The sequence below is a fragment of the Paenibacillus guangzhouensis genome, from assembly GCF_009363075.1.
GTDB lineage: Bacteria > Bacillota > Bacilli > Paenibacillales > Paenibacillaceae > Paenibacillus_K > Paenibacillus_K guangzhouensis.
In genome coordinates this window covers 3,026,142-3,039,627 of record NZ_CP045293.1, presented here as the reverse complement: position 1 = coordinate 3,039,627, position 13,486 = coordinate 3,026,142, and the positions used below count along the sequence as shown (strand labels likewise).

The 13,486-nt window shown below is 49.1% G+C and carries 13 protein-coding genes and 1 pseudogene; 12 read left to right on the top strand and 2 right to left on the bottom strand.

Annotation, left to right across the window (positions count from 1 at the left end):
• The first annotated feature begins 64 nt into the window (after positions 1-64).
• The 4 genes and pseudogenes from GCU39_RS13670 to fur all read left to right on the top strand — a co-directional run bounded on the left by GCU39_RS13670 (position 65) and on the right by fur (position 3,171).
• A pseudogene (locus tag GCU39_RS13670) lies at positions 65-624 on the top strand (NUDIX domain-containing protein).
• Positions 621-1,826 carry an endonuclease Q family protein gene (locus tag GCU39_RS13665; protein WP_152394030.1) on the top strand — a complete coding sequence of 402 codons (1,206 nt, stop codon included), beginning with the start codon at positions 621-623 and terminating at the stop codon, positions 1,824-1,826. The pseudogene GCU39_RS13670 and the gene GCU39_RS13665 overlap by 4 nt, the downstream one beginning before the upstream one ends.
• Positions 1,827-1,973: 147 nt before the next feature.
• Positions 1,974-2,609, top strand: a complete 636-nt coding sequence (gene spoIIM, locus GCU39_RS13660; RefSeq protein ID WP_193726919.1) for a stage II sporulation protein M — start codon at positions 1,974-1,976, stop codon at positions 2,607-2,609.
• A gap of 97 nt (positions 2,610-2,706) precedes the next feature.
• On the top strand, positions 2,707-3,171 hold the full coding sequence (gene fur / locus GCU39_RS13655; protein ID WP_152394029.1) for a ferric iron uptake transcriptional regulator: 465 nt from the start codon (positions 2,707-2,709) through the stop codon (positions 3,169-3,171).
• 82 nt (positions 3,172-3,253) lie between these two features.
• Here the strand turns inward: fur and GCU39_RS13650 are convergent, their stop codons facing one another.
• Positions 3,254-4,414, bottom strand: a complete 1,161-nt coding sequence (locus GCU39_RS13650; protein ID WP_152394028.1) for a S8 family peptidase — start codon at positions 4,412-4,414, stop codon at positions 3,254-3,256.
• A gap of 115 nt (positions 4,415-4,529) precedes the next feature.
• Here GCU39_RS13650 and ald point away from each other — a divergent pair, with 115 nt between their 5' ends.
• From ald to GCU39_RS13625, 5 genes are all read left to right on the top strand, one after another.
• Positions 4,530-5,636, top strand: a complete 1,107-nt coding sequence (gene ald, locus GCU39_RS13645; protein WP_152394027.1) for an alanine dehydrogenase — start codon at positions 4,530-4,532, stop codon at positions 5,634-5,636.
• A 97-nt stretch (positions 5,637-5,733) separates the two neighbouring features.
• A complete protein-coding gene (locus GCU39_RS13640; protein WP_152397234.1) occupies positions 5,734-5,967 on the top strand; it encodes a DUF4227 family protein in 234 nt (77 codons plus the stop codon).
• 77 nt (positions 5,968-6,044) lie between these two features.
• The gene (gene xerD, locus GCU39_RS13635) at positions 6,045-6,947 is read left to right on the top strand and encodes a site-specific tyrosine recombinase XerD (RefSeq protein ID WP_152394026.1); all 903 of its coding nucleotides are present in this window, start codon (positions 6,045-6,047) and stop codon (positions 6,945-6,947) included.
• Between the two features lie 29 nt (positions 6,948-6,976).
• Positions 6,977-8,164, top strand: coding sequence for a phosphopentomutase (gene deoB / locus GCU39_RS13630; protein ID WP_152394025.1), 1,188 nt, complete (start codon positions 6,977-6,979; stop codon positions 8,162-8,164).
• Between the two features lie 70 nt (positions 8,165-8,234).
• Positions 8,235-9,038, top strand: coding sequence for a purine-nucleoside phosphorylase (locus GCU39_RS13625; RefSeq protein ID WP_152397233.1), 804 nt, complete (start codon positions 8,235-8,237; stop codon positions 9,036-9,038).
• A 209-nt stretch (positions 9,039-9,247) separates the two neighbouring features.
• On the opposite strand, the gene GCU39_RS13620 is transcribed toward GCU39_RS13625, so the two are convergent.
• Complete coding sequence (locus GCU39_RS13620) at positions 9,248-9,454, bottom strand: hypothetical protein (protein WP_193727021.1); 207 nt, start codon at positions 9,452-9,454, stop codon at positions 9,248-9,250.
• 84 nt (positions 9,455-9,538) lie between these two features.
• On the opposite strand from GCU39_RS13620, the gene GCU39_RS13615 reads away from it, so the two are divergent.
• The 3 genes from GCU39_RS13615 to GCU39_RS13605 all read left to right on the top strand — a co-directional run bounded on the left by GCU39_RS13615 (position 9,539) and on the right by GCU39_RS13605 (position 13,054).
• The gene (locus GCU39_RS13615; RefSeq protein WP_152394023.1) at positions 9,539-10,870 is read left to right on the top strand and encodes a pyrimidine-nucleoside phosphorylase; all 1,332 of its coding nucleotides are present in this window, start codon (positions 9,539-9,541) and stop codon (positions 10,868-10,870) included.
• An 86-nt stretch (positions 10,871-10,956) separates the two neighbouring features.
• Positions 10,957-12,528, top strand: coding sequence for an MDR family MFS transporter (locus GCU39_RS13610; RefSeq protein WP_152394022.1), 1,572 nt, complete (start codon positions 10,957-10,959; stop codon positions 12,526-12,528).
• Positions 12,482-13,054 (top strand): PadR family transcriptional regulator, encoded by a 573-nt coding sequence (locus GCU39_RS13605; RefSeq protein WP_152394021.1) that lies wholly within the window; start codon positions 12,482-12,484, stop codon positions 13,052-13,054. The genes GCU39_RS13610 and GCU39_RS13605 overlap by 47 nt, the downstream gene beginning before the upstream one ends.
• Positions 13,055-13,486 lie beyond the last annotated feature (432 nt).

Genomic DNA, 13,486 nt, shown 5'->3' with positions numbered 1-13,486 from the left:
AGCACAGGGGACAAGTTATGCAGCCCTATTCGAAAATTAGAAATAAATAAGGAGTGCTGAGAAGATGACGGATCAGTTGGAGAAATTCGAAGAGGTTACAATTAGCACAGAGCCCGTCTTTCAAGGGAGAGTTATTTCATTGCAAGTGGATACCGTTCGCCTTCCGGACGGGAACACTGCGAAGCGAGAAATAGTGAAGCACCCTGGGGCTGTTGGTGTTCTTGCGCTGCTTCCCGAGGGCATGTTGGTCGTCGAACAGTATCGTAAACCGTTAGGTCGATCCCTAGTTGAGATCCCGGCAGGGAAGCTGGATGCTGGGGAAGATCCGATGGATGCGGCTCGCCGAGAGTTAGAAGAAGAGACGGGATATCGCTGTGGTCATATTCGGCATCATAGCTCATTCTATACGTCCCAGGGTTCGCCGATGAGATCATTCATCTCTACCTAGCGGAAGAACTCGAGCAAGGCGAGGTTCACCTCGATGAGGATGAATTCGTAGATGCGAAAGTGATTACGCTTGCGCAAGCGGAACAATATATCGCGGACGGACGTATTCGTGACGCAAAGACGATGATGGCGGTCTATGCCTGGAAACTCTACACATTAACAGGGCAACTCGGATGATCCAGAGCGATATAAGGCAAGAAGAGCTTCGACCTTACTTTGCCGATCTTCATATTCATATTGGCCGAACCGAGCAGGGGAATGCGGTGAAGATTAGTGGGAGCCGGGATTTGACGTTTGCGAATATTGGGCATGAGGCGGCCAACCGCAAGGGCATTGAACTGATAGGCATCATCGATTGTCATGCGCCTTCTGTGCAGACGGATATTATGCGCTGCCTGAATCGAGGCGAGATGGAAGAGGTCGCTGGCGGAGGGATACGTTACAAAGATACGACGATCTTGCTCGGAAGTGAAATTGAGGTACGTGATCCTGGCATGGGCGCAGCACATCTGCTGATCTATTTGCCGACCCTTGCTGATATGCAGGAGTTCACCGTCTGGATGTCTCAGCATATGAAAAATGTCGAGCTTAGCTCGCAGCGTATTTATGTGACTGCGCGAGAGCTGCAATCCGAGATCGTTTCTCGCGGCGGATTGTTTGTGCCAGCGCATATTTTCACACCGCATAAGAGTGTTTACGGAAGCTGTTCTGCACGGATGGCAGATTTGCTCGACCTGGATCACATTGATGGCGTTGAACTGGGATTAAGCGCAGATTCAGAGATGGCAGGATTAATATCGGAACTGGATCGATACTCGTTCCTCACGAATTCCGATGCGCATTCCCTAGCGAAGATCGGCAGAGAATATAATGTGCTGCAGATGGCAGCACCGAATTTCGAGGAGTTTGCCCGTGTGCTTCGCAGGGAAGCGGGTAGGCATGTCGCAGCGAATTATGGGCTCAACCCAAGGCTTGGCAAATACCATCGAACGTACTGCAAGCAATGTGAATCGATCATTGATGAAGCTGCGTCTACAGCGGCTCGATGCCCGTATTGCGGTGCAGCCAAGTTCGTTCGGGGTGTGATGGACCGTATCTGTGATATTGCAGATCGTGATGCCCCAATCCTGCCTGATTACCGTCCGCCATACCATTATCAGGTGCCGCTTGAATTTTTGCCTGGATTCGGTCCGAAGAAGCGTGAAGCGCTATTGGCTCGTTTTGGGACGGAGATGCATATATTGCACCGGGCAAAGGCAGAAGAGCTGGCAGAGGTGGTCGGAGATTTGCTAGCAGATGAGATCATCCAAGCGCGAACCGGTAATCTTGGCATCGTAGCAGGCGGCGGGGGCACATACGGCAAAATTACGAAAATATGAAAATCGACGAAACATTAATCATACTCTATCGTTCTCTCTCATAATCTAGTAACAGAGTTTGTAGTACAAGTGTGTGTTCAAAAAGTCGGCGGGTTGTGCTTCTGATTGAACAACATCTACAAGGGATTATTCGGGGAGGGAACAACCATGGTGCAGTTAATTCGCCAGACATTTCGCGATCAAATGAGTTTATATGTTTTTGTGGCCGTCTTATTTATTGTAGGGGTCGTATTCGGGGCGTTGATGGTCAATGCACTCTCGCTCGAGCAGCAGCAGGAACTAAGCGGGTACGTTGGTAATTTCATTCATACAATGGATGGGAAGGGCGTAACGAATGCTTCACAGACCTTCTGGTCGAGCGCATTTGACAATATGAAATGGGTGCTCTTGATCTGGGTGCTGGGCTTGTCCGTTGTTGGCTTACCGTTTATTCTGGTATTGGATTTCGTCAAAGGGGTCTTAATCGGATTTTCAGTGGGGTTGCTCGCAGGACAATTTGCATGGAAAGGGGTCTTATTTGCCCTCGTCTCCATCGCGCCGCAGAACATGATCGCCATTCCAGTGCTCTTCATTGTCAGCGTCGCCGCCATATCGTTCTCCTTGTATATGATCCGCAGCCGCGTGATGGTGCGCCGCAAATTCATGATTAAGCAGCCATTTCTAACGTATGTCACTTTAACTGCGACCATGGCTGTCACATTGCTCGGGATTTCGGCGTTTGAGACCTTCGTCTCTCCGACTCTGATGCAATGGGTTGCTCCGATGCTCTTAGAGGTCGTGTAAGGGATCGAATCTAGTAAATGAATTGACTTTATTCGCCTTAACCCCCTATAATGAAAACAATGAAAAGGCATGCGGAAAGGTGTAAAGGGGGGGCAAGATGGAAGAGCGGATCGATAAAATTAAGCAGCAGCTTCAATCGCAAGGTTATAAGCTAACCCCGCAGCGTGAAGCGACAGTCCGAGTATTGCTCGAGAACGAGGAAGATCACCTCAGTGCCGAAGATGTCTTTATGCTCGTGAAAGACAAAGCGCCTGAAATCGGATTGGCAACTGTATACCGAACCCTTGAGCTGCTCAGCGAACTGCATGTTGTTGAGAAATTAAATTTCGGCGATGGGGTTGCCCGTTACGACCTGCGTACGGACAGTAACAAACACCACCATCATCATTTAATTTGCGTTCAATGTGGAGCCATGGATGAGATTCGTGAAGATTGGCTTGGACCACTAGAGGAACGTCTAGAAGCAGAGTTCAATTTCACCGTAATTGACCATCGGCTTGACTTTCAAGGCATATGCAGCAGATGCAAGGAAAAGGAAAAGAATAAAGGAACAGATTCCTAACACAGAAGCTCTTCGGTCTCGTCATGAGACGCGAAGAGCTTTTTTTGTGCACTCTTACGCTTACGGAACATCAAGAATCTACCTAATGCTTGCGCTCCTTGCTGGCAATCATAAGTTTGCGTGCTGCGTGATTCACTTGCAACAGCCCGGCGCCTTGGGCTTGCTTAGAGAAGCCCTTCAGCTTCACGGCCGTCGATGTCATTAATCGACTAATTTGATTTGGTGTTAGGCGACGGTTGATGCGGAGGAGAAGGGCGGAGCTGCCTGTGACATGCGGCGCAGAGAAGGAAGTGCCTGAACCGGTGGTCGTGCCATTGCCGATCTTCAGCGATACGATATTTGCGCCTGGAGCCGTCAGGTCAATCCCTTTCCCGCGGCTGCTGAAATTTGCGATTTTGTTGCGTTTATTGGAAGCAGCGACAGCGATGACTTCGGGGTATTTCGCGGGCTCATCGATTCCTCCGGCGCTTTTGCCGCCATTACCTGCAGAAGCGACAATGACAATGCCTTTTCGATTCGCTTTGCGAACAACACGGCGAAGGGCAGGGCTAGGCTGATTGAGTCCAAGACTCATATTGATGATTCGAATCCGGTGCTGGATGCACCATTCGACCCCTTCAATAATATCGGAGACAAAGCCGCTGCCAGAAGCATCCAATGCCTTGATCGAATATAATTTAGCATACGGAGCTGCGCCCGCAATCATGTTACGCTTCCCACGGGCGGCTGTGATCCCAGCAACAAATGTCCCGTGGCCATTATCATCTCGGAAGGACTTCTTATTATTGATCGTATTGATCCCGCCATAGACCAACAAATCGGTACTCGGTCCGATACCCGTATCGATGATGCCTACACGAATTCCTTGGCCAAGTGAAGTGGGCCATACCTGAGGGGCCTTGATACGCTGGATCCCCCATGGGATTTTGAAGGGACGCGACAATGAGGGCTGTGCGGACTTAATGTGCTTTACCCTGCCATGCGCTTTGACAGGAACATCAGTCTCGATACTGTGAACGCTAGGATGCTTCGACAGACCCTGCAGTTGCCTCGGATTTCGGACATGGCAGCAGACCATTCGTGCTGATTTTACTTGTTTCAGCGGAATGATGTTTTTGTTTTTCAAAAAACGCACACACTGATTATAGCTTTTGTTGTCTTTAAAAATGATGATTTTCCGCTGACTGTGCTTCGTAGCCTTTGTTTCAATCGCAGCAGCAAGTACGGCATGCAGTTTCCCCATGAGGCTTCAATCCCACCTTTTCAACGAATGAACTACCATTAGCGTATGTGGACGAAAGACATGGGGTGCTACAGGGCGATAGCCTGATTATTATGATGACAGTGGAGGAATTCGAATGATTATTGGCGTTCCGAAGGAGATCAAAAATAATGAATATCGTGTAGCGCTTATTCCGGGAGGCGCAGCGCAGTTGATTGGCAGCGGCCACAAGGTGCTCGTCGAGCAGGGCTGCGGCGTAGGAAGTGGCTTCACGGATGAGGAATATGAAGCAGCGGGGGCTGTCGTTACTTCCGTGGACCGCGTATGGCAGCAAGCCGAGATGATCATGAAGGTGAAGGAGCCGCTGCCCGAGGAGTACGACCGATTCCAAGACAATCAAATCCTATTTACCTATTTGCATCTTGCGGCTGCAGGCGGATTAACGGATGCGCTGCTCGCGAAGAATGTTGCCGGAATCGCCTATGAGACGATCCAGCTCCCGAATGGCAGTCTGCCGCTTCTAACACCGATGAGTGAAGTTGCAGGCCGCATGTCCGTGCAAGTCGGCGCGCACTTCCTTGAGGCTTATTTTGGCGGGCGTGGCGTTCTCCTCGGTGGCGTTCCAGGCGTGCCCGTAGGGGAAGTTGTGATTCTTGGCGGGGGGATCGTAGGAACCAATGCGGCGAAAATGGCTATCGGACTTGGCGCTAGCGTCACGATCATTGAGCGCAATGCGGATCGGATGCGTTATTTGGATGATCTGTTCGGCGGCAGGCTGAAGACGCTGATGTCGAATCAGCACAATATAAGCGAAGCGGTGAAGCACGCCGATTTATTAATCGGTTCTGTATTAATTCCCGGAGCGCGTGCGCCGCGGTTGGTAACCGATGCGATGGTACGTACGATGAAAAAAGGCGCCGTCATCGTGGATGTGGCTGTCGATCAAGGTGGATCGATCGAGACCATTGACCGGGTTACAACGCATGACAATCCCGTCTATGAGAAGCACGGTATTATTCATTACGCCGTTGCGAATATGCCGGGCGCAGTACCACGTACATCAACCTTTGCATTAACGAATGTAACGTTTCCTTATGCGCTTGAAATTGCGAGTAAAGGGCTGGTTGCTGCCTTACAAGGTAACGCTGCTCTTGCACTCGGTGTGAATACGTATAAAGGTCAGGTGACGTACAGAGCTGTAGCGGAGGCGGTAGGTAAACCTTATGCGCCGCTGAATATCTAAGAGGATGGGGCTTCTTCTGTTCTTGCGAGGGATCATAAATTCACAGGACTTGTCATACGATGAGGTAAATAACTTTGTCGTAAAGCAGGTGGATAATATGATATTCTCCGTTCGCAAGTGGCTGGAGCGGCTCCGCTTCTTAATTCTATTCCTCGCGTTTACGTATTTCATGGTTCAAGTTCTGAATATTGTGTCCACATGGATTACGCCCGTTGATCGTTACCGCGAGCCGCAAGGTAAGGCGATGAAGGTTTTCCATCAGGATATGTCTGAGGTCGAATCGGAATCGATGAAGGAAAGATTGAAACTTTTTTATTGGTACGGCGAGTGAACCCGTTCAAATGCAGGAAATTAGAGACTCTATGTTGAAATAAAATAGAGATGATAATGGTAAGGGAGCTTGATTGAATGGACAAACATCTGCGAGCCTTTATACATTTTCTCTCGGAGGAAAAGGGATTATCTCGGAATACGCTAGAATCGTATGAACGCGATCTCACGCAGTTTATTTCCTATATGAATCAGAATCGGCAAATTGACGATATTGGAGCGGTTAAGAAGACGGATGTTGCGCAGTACATCATGTACATGAAGCAGCTTGGACGCGCGCCGTCGACTTTGTCGCGCAATATTGTATCGATACGGTCTTTTTTTCATTACTTGCTAAGCCATCAACGGATTTTGATGGATCCCTCGATTGACATGGAAGCGCCACGCTTGGAGAAGAAGGCACCACATGTATTAACGATTGCGGAGATCGAGAGACTGTTAAATGCGCCGTCAAGCGATACATTGCAAGGCATACGAGATAAGGCGATGCTCGAAGTTCTCTATGCGACTGGTATCCGGGTGACGGAGCTCATCTCGCTGGATATGGAGCATGTTCATTTGGATCTTGGCTTTATCCGATGTACCGCGGGAAATGGCAGAGAACGGATTATTCCGCTTGGGCGAATTGCCGCCGTGCATTTAGCAGAATATATTCATGAATGTCGTGAGAAATTGCTGAAGGACAATAGGATGGAGCAAGCACTATTTGTCAATCAGCTGTCGACACGGCTCACAAGGCAAGGATTCTGGAAAATTATGAAGAAGTATGCGAAGGAAGCCGAGATTACACATGAAATTACCCCGCATACGTTAAGGCATTCGTTCGCTGCCCATTTGATAGCTAACGGTGCGGATTTGCGCTCGGTGCAAGAGATGCTTGGACATGCGGATATTTCTACAACACAGATGTATATGCTGCCTTCCAAGCGCAGCATGAAGGATGTGTATGAGCATGCGCACCCAAGAGCGCGATTGACTTGATGACGAGACAGAAAGGATGTTGAACAGCGATGAGTCAGAAAAAATCTTTCAAGCGTATCTGTGTTATTGTGCTCGATAGCGTCGGGATTGGAGAACTGCCCGATGCCGATAAGTTCGGGGATCGTGGTTCCCATACACTAGGGCACATTATTGAGCGTATGCCGAATATTAAGCTGCCTCACATGGCTGCATTAGGACTCGGGAATATCGCTCCGCTCGGTTCAGTTGCGCCGGCAGCTTCTCCCACGGGATATTACGGGAAAATGGCAGAGGTTTCTGTAGGCAAGGATACCATGACCGGACACTGGGAGCTCATGGGACTGAAGATCAATAAGCCATTCAATACATACCCGAATGGATTTCCTGCCGAGTTGATATCAAAATTCGAGGAAGAGACGGGGCGTAAGGTACTGGCGAATAAGCCGGCTTCAGGAACTGAAATTCTGGATGAATTCGGCGAAGAGCAGATGCGTACGGGCGCCTGGATCGTCTATACATCAGGCGACAGTGTGTTCCAACTGGCGGCACATGAAGATATCATTCCGCTCGATGAATTGTATCGCGCCTGTGAAATTGCCCGTCGTCTGACGATGGCGCCTGAATTCTCTGTCGGCCGCGTGATCGCAAGGCCCTATGTAGGTCAACCGGGTGCGTTCAAGCGGACACCGAATCGTCATGATTATGCGGTGAAGCCGCCAGAGCCAACCGTGATGAATGCAATACAAGAATCGGGACGAGATGTTATTTCGGTAGGCAAGATCAATGATATTTTCTCCGGGGAAGGGGTGACGGCATCACACTCCACGAAGAGCAATGATGACGGCATTCAGAAGACGATCGATGCGCTTGATCAAGCATTCGAAGGCCTTTTGTTCACGAATTTGGTCGACTTCGATTCGTTATACGGTCATCGTCGCGATCCTGAGGGCTATGGTCATGCGCTTGAAGCCTTTGACGAGCGGTTGCCTGAAATTATGCAGCGGATCGGGCAGGACGATTTGCTCGTGATTACAGCGGATCATGGGAATGACCCAATTCACGCGGGAACGGACCATACCCGTGAATACGTGCCGCTTCTGGTCTACAATCCGGCACTGCAGCATCCAGCTTCGCTTGGTGTGAGATCGACTTACGCCGATCTGGCCGCGACAATCGCGGAGAACTTCGACGTGAAACCGCCATATCATGGTACGAGTTTCTTGCAACAGCTGCAATAAAGATGTAAGTGGCAAGATTTATGATCCAGCATGGGAGAGGGGAGATCTGGTGAAATCATTAACGTATGAGATGGTTCGAGAAGCCGCCGATTATATCTCGGCGAAAATTACGACCGCACCGGAAGTAGGGTTAATCCTGGGATCAGGTCTAGGTATTTTAGCGGATTTGGTTGAACAAGGCGTCGTTATTCCTTATGGTGAAATACCGCATTTCCCAATTTCAACGGTTGAAGGGCATGCAGGAGAATTGCTAATAGGTGAAATCGATGGGCGTACTGTTGTGATGATGAAGGGTCGATTCCATATGTACGAGGGCTATGGACCGCAAGCGACAGCTTTCCCTGTCCGAGTCATGAAGGCGCTTGGCGTCAAGACACTGCTCGTGACCAATGCGGCAGGCGGCGTCAATACGGCGTATCATCCAGGCGATCTCATGCTGGTTGAAGACCATTTGAATCTGACAGGTCAGAATCCGTTGATTGGACCGAATGATGATAAGCTGGGCGCTCGATTTCCAGATATGTCGGATGCCTACACTCGCCGTCTGCGAACCATTGCGAAGGACGTTGCGGAGGCTGAGCGCATACCGCTTCAGGAGGGTGTCTATGCCGGTCTGCTAGGTCCGAATTATGAGACGCCTGCGGAGATACGTATGCTGCGCACCTTGGGGGCGGATGCTGTCGGCATGTCTACCGTATCAGAGGTCATCGTCGCTCGTCATGCTGGTCTTGAGGTACTCGGGATTTCATGCATCAGCAATATGGCGGCGGGCATTCTGGATCAACCGCTATCCCATCAGGAAGTGATGGAGACGACGGAACGCGTGAAGGATAAATTTCTGCGGCTCGTCATCGCATTGATTCCGCGAATATAAATACACCATGCGTTCACAACAAAGAACCGACAGGTTCCGCATAAAGCAGGCCTGCCGGTTCTTTTTTCTTAAAATATAAGAATTTATTAGTTTTACGAATAAACTGTTCTTATATTTCTCGCTTAAACGCTGTTCGTCTTATTAGAAGGACGGTGAAGTCGTTTATGCATATGGTGAGCATCTTGGCGTTGTTGCAGCATCGCAGTTGGTTACTGTATCCCTGTTTTTTGCAAGGCATGGTCCCAACTTGGGTAATAGTAGAGTGCGTTTTGCATCAGCTCGGGATGAGATTTTTTGATACTTTTCTTATTCAAAGATTCTCCTTTTTGGTGTAATCTTCGAATCTGATCAATGACATCATCGGCGTTCATATGAGCTTCGATCGGTATCACTCCTTCATCTTTGATATTCACCATCTTTTCCAGTTTTGAAGCAGCTATAATCAAAAATTCATTCGTTCACAATTTTGTCACAATATAACTTTTCAGGAGGCAGAAACCATGAGAGCAGTAGACATCATTCAGAAGAAAAGAGACGGCGAGGAATTAACACGTGAAGAGATTGCATTTTTGATTCGAGGATATAGCGATGGGACCGTTCCGGATTATCAAATCTCTGCGTGGGCCATGGCTGTCTATTATAAAGGGATGACGGCACGGGAGACAGCAGATTTGACGCTTGAAATGGCGCATTCCGGCGACGTGATCGACTTGAGCCCCGTGCATGGCGTTAAAGTGGACAAGCATTCCACGGGCGGCGTTGGGGATAAGACGACGATTGCGCTTGCACCGCTTGTTGCGGCAGCAGGCGTTCCGGTTGCCAAAATGTCTGGGCGAGGACTAGGACATACAGGCGGCACCATTGATAAGTTAGAATCCATCTCAGGCTTCTCCGTTGAATTGACACGTGAACAGTTCTTCGCGCAAGTGAACCGAATCGGTGCAGCCGTTATCAGTCAGAGCGGTAATATTACGCCAGCGGATAAGAAGCTCTATGGACTGCGTGATGTGACGGCGACTGTCGAGAGCATTCCGCTTATCGCAAGCTCCGTCATGAGCAAGAAGATTGCTGCAGGCGCAGACGCTATTGTCCTCGATGTGAAGACCGGTAGCGGGGCGTTCATGAAGTCATTGGATGATTCCATTGCGCTCGCTCAGGCGATGGTCGATATCGGAACAGAAGTAGGCCGCAATACGATCGCGTTGATTACGGATATGGACCAGCCACTTGGCTTTGGGATCGGGAACGCGCTTGAAGTGAAGGAAGCGGTAGAGACATTACGCGGCGAAGGGCCGAAAGACCTCGAGGAGCTAACGTTGATCTTAGGAGCTTACATGGTGATGCTAGGTGGACAAGCTTCAACCGTAGAGGAAGCGAAGCGTAAGCTTGAGGGGTTAATTCAAGATGGTACAGCACTTACGAAATTAAAAGAAATGGTCGAAGCTCAGCAAGGCGACAGCTCGCAAATCGAAGACACCTCGAAGCTTCCTATGGCGTCAGAGCTGATCGATGTGACGGCTACGGCAGACGGTTATGTCACCGCGATCCAAGCCGAGGAAATTGGACTTGCGGCGATGACGTTAGGAGCGGGCCGGGAGACGAAGGAATCCCAGATTGACCTTGCAGTAGGAATCGTGCTGCGCAAGAAGATCGGGGACGAAGTGAAAGTGGGCGATACGCTTGCCACTTTGCATGTGAATGGCAAAGATGCAGCGCAGCGCGAGACGGCTATCGCACGTGTGCGCGAAGCATATCAAATCGCAGCGCAGCGCGGAGAAATGAAGCCGCTTGTCTATGCGATTGTGACGAAGGATGGAGTTCAACGCTTCTGATCACAAGAAAAAAGCTTGTAAGTTACTCAAATTTGAGTATACTTATGAAGTGGTTTATTTTGTGAAAAAAAAGTGAGGAATGAAGGATGTCTACAGAAGTTAAAAAGGGGAATCAGACGCTGATCGTCACCGGCTTGATGCTCGCATTGCTGCTTGCAGCGCTGGATCAGACGATTGTATCCACAGCAATGCCGACCATCGTGAAGGAGCTCGGCGGTTTGGATAAATTCGTATGGGTATTCTCGGCTTATATGATCGCGAGCGTAGCAGGGATGCCGATTTTCGGTAAACTGTCGGATATGTTCGGCCGGAAGCGATTTTTCATGTTCGGGTTGATTGTCTTTATGGCTGGTTCTGCGCTATGCGGGCTGGCGCAGGATATGACCCAACTCATCATTTACCGTGCGATCCAAGGGATCGGCGGCGGCGCGTTAATGCCGATTATATTCACGATTGTATTTGATATCTTCCCACCGGAGAAACGCGGGAAAATGCAAGGGTTATTCGGTGCTGTATTCGGTATTTCCGGGGTGATGGGTCCTTTAGCAGGCTCATTTTTCACGGATTATGTCGATTGGACGTGGATATTCTACATTAACTTGCCGCTCGGCGTCATCTCTTTCTTTATTATTTTGACGGCATATCATGAATCGAAGGACAGTCAGAAGCAGCAGATCAATTGGATTGGCACCATTCTGATGATCGCGTCGATTCTGTTCTTAATGTTCGCGCTGGAGCTTGGCGGTAAGGACGGATACGGCTGGGATTCATGGCCAATCATCGGGATGTTCGCTGGTTTTGTCGTATTATTAGCGCTTTTCCTCTGGCAGCAGACGATTGCGAAGGAGCCGATTATACCGCTGGGCCTGTTCAAGAACAAATTGTTCAGATCCTGTATGGCTGTCGGATTCTTCTATGGGGCATTGATGATTGCAGGCGCAACGTATATTCCTCTGTTCATTCAAGGGGTATTCGAAGGATCGGCGACCAGTGCTGGATTCGTGCTCATGCCGCTGATGTTCTCGAACGTCGTCAGCAGCATCGTAGGTGGACGACTGATTAATAAGTTCTCCTACCGTGCGATTTTGAGTGTATCCGTTGCTTTTGTCCTCCTGTCCGTCATTTTACTTAGTACGATTACGATTGATACGAGCAAGACGTTGATTACGCTCTACATGGTCATCATGGGTCTAGGCATCGGGGCGTCGTTCTCGACGATTCCGATCGCGGCATTAACGAATATTCCGTTCCATCAACGCGGGACGGTGAATTCCTTGAATACGTTCTTCCGTACGATTGGTTCAGCCATCGGCGTTACGATCTATGGAACACTGCAATCCCGTCATTTGCAGGATGCGATTCAGTCGAAGATTGATCCAGCCTTCGCAGAGAAATTAGGGGATGGACGCGGATTATTGCAGCCGGAGGTTCGAGAGATGATTCCTGCGAATGCACTGCATGAGTTATTATCCGGACTTGCAGATTCCATCGCATATGTATTCCAGTGGTCCATTGTGATCGCAGCATTCGCTGCAGTATTCATCTTCTTGATGGGGAATGCGCGATTAGAAGTGCCTGGCAAGACCAAAGGCGGCAAAGAAGGTGACGGTCATGTCGATCAAGCTAGCCATCCTCGGACTGCTGATGGAGTCCGATAGTCATCCCTACGAGCTCAAGCAGCGGATGACAGAAGGCTCGATGTCATTCTACATGAAGATCCAAGAAGGCTCGCTGTATTATGCCATCGATCAATTGCGAAAAGACGGGCATATCGAAGTATGTGAGGTTCAGAAGGGGTGTAACCGACCGGATAAGACGATCTACCGGATTACAGCCTCCGGGGTCGAATTGCTGAAGCGTTCCATTGATAAAGAAATGGAGAAGCCGATGTCGATCTTGAAGCCGATCTGCGGCGTATTAACGTTCTCCGAGTATGCTGATCCCGAGAAGTTCCAAGAGAAGCTGAAGACCCATTTAATCCAGACGGAGCAGCGGTTAAATCATTTGAAGCAATTGTATAATGATGCGTTAACAACTGCACCGTTGTCTCAGCTCTATGTGTATCGCAGTTCTTACGAGCACTGCTTGATTGAATTGCATTGGATTCGTGAAGTATACGAAGAAGCTGTGAAAGGCCAGCTCGGTGTGAAAGGGAACCCATACCATTGGGAACCGATTCCGTAAGTTTCTCTATAAAATTGACAAGATCCGAAGCGTTGCAAGTGTCCCTTGCGCGTATCGGATCTTTTTTTTGTTGCGTATGTTGTTGTTCCTTTTGATTCGAAAATACATGCCTAACTAAAACAATGAAAGCCCTACCTCTCTTCCATCCTTGCGGCTCCGAAGACCGCGCCAGTGTGAATTAGTACGAAATCAATCATGAAATTCAAGTGAGAAAAGATGATACGAAAATCTGTAGTGGGTTGTGTTACGTCGTGATCTAACTTTCCAGAGGAACTTCTAGAGGAAATAAATATTTTATTGCGGTGAATCTATATACAATAGCAGAAAAAATGAAATATTGCAATGGAATATTTTCCAATCAAATAGCCAACACTGAGGAGAAGCAGCAAAATGGCCCTACAAGTCTGTCGAAGGACTGCTCTTATATTTGAT

What these genes read in the sequence shown, in the direction of transcription:
- GCU39_RS13610 (WP_152394022.1), top strand. Translation starts at nt 10,957, where the DNA reads ATGTCTACAGAAGTTAAAAAGGGGAATCAGACGCTGATCGTCACCGGC.
- GCU39_RS13650 (WP_152394028.1), bottom strand. Translation starts at nt 4,414, where the DNA reads ATGGGGAAACTGCATGCCGTACTTGCTGCTGCGATTGAAACAAAGGCT.
- GCU39_RS13605 (WP_152394021.1), top strand. Translation starts at nt 12,482, where the DNA reads ATGTCGATCAAGCTAGCCATCCTCGGACTGCTGATGGAGTCCGATAGT.
- GCU39_RS13620 (WP_193727021.1), bottom strand. Translation starts at nt 9,454, where the DNA reads ATGGTGAATATCAAAGATGAAGGAGTGATACCGATCGAAGCTCATATG.
- spoIIM (WP_193726919.1), top strand. Translation starts at nt 1,974, where the DNA reads ATGGTGCAGTTAATTCGCCAGACATTTCGCGATCAAATGAGTTTATAT.
- GCU39_RS13615 (WP_152394023.1), top strand. Translation starts at nt 9,539, where the DNA reads ATGAGAGCAGTAGACATCATTCAGAAGAAAAGAGACGGCGAGGAATTA.
- fur (WP_152394029.1), top strand. Translation starts at nt 2,707, where the DNA reads ATGGAAGAGCGGATCGATAAAATTAAGCAGCAGCTTCAATCGCAAGGT.
- ald (WP_152394027.1), top strand. Translation starts at nt 4,530, where the DNA reads ATGATTATTGGCGTTCCGAAGGAGATCAAAAATAATGAATATCGTGTA.
- GCU39_RS13625 (WP_152397233.1), top strand. Translation starts at nt 8,235, where the DNA reads ATGGTTCGAGAAGCCGCCGATTATATCTCGGCGAAAATTACGACCGCA.
- xerD (WP_152394026.1), top strand. Translation starts at nt 6,045, where the DNA reads ATGGACAAACATCTGCGAGCCTTTATACATTTTCTCTCGGAGGAAAAG.
- GCU39_RS13640 (WP_152397234.1), top strand. Translation starts at nt 5,734, where the DNA reads ATGATATTCTCCGTTCGCAAGTGGCTGGAGCGGCTCCGCTTCTTAATT.
- GCU39_RS13665 (WP_152394030.1), top strand. Translation starts at nt 621, where the DNA reads ATGATCCAGAGCGATATAAGGCAAGAAGAGCTTCGACCTTACTTTGCC.
- deoB (WP_152394025.1), top strand. Translation starts at nt 6,977, where the DNA reads ATGAGTCAGAAAAAATCTTTCAAGCGTATCTGTGTTATTGTGCTCGAT.